The sequence below is a fragment of the Neisseria sp. P0007.S010 genome, assembly GCF_051962875.1.
In the GTDB taxonomy this organism is placed as follows: Bacteria; Pseudomonadota; Gammaproteobacteria; order Burkholderiales; family Neisseriaceae; genus Neisseria; species Neisseria subflava_A.
This window is the reverse complement of record NZ_JBQCUX010000079.1, coordinates 1-213: the sequence shown is the minus strand read 5'-3', so window position 1 is coordinate 213 and position 213 is coordinate 1. Positions and strand designations below refer to the sequence as shown.

1 protein-coding gene is annotated in these 213 nt (G+C 56.3%); it reads right to left on the bottom strand.

All coding sequences use genetic code 11. The annotated features are described in order from the left end of the window. Positions 1 to 213, bottom strand: a 213-nt coding sequence (locus tag ACTHR7_RS10980; protein ID WP_440370831.1) for a hypothetical protein, incomplete at both ends; no start/stop codon positions are given.

Genomic DNA, 213 nt, shown 5'->3' with positions numbered 1-213 from the left:
GTCATCGGTACCGGCGGCTACGTTGGTTACTTTCTTGCTGGCGGCATTGATGCCTGACTTGGTCACACTCGGGCCACCGGTAATGGTGAGGCCGTCTGAATTCAGTTTGCTGTCGCCTGCGGTCACGCTGTCAACGGTGATGTCTTTGGCCAGTTTCAGCTGTGCGCCACCGGCTACGGTTTCGCTGATGATGTTGCTGTCGCCTTTGACATT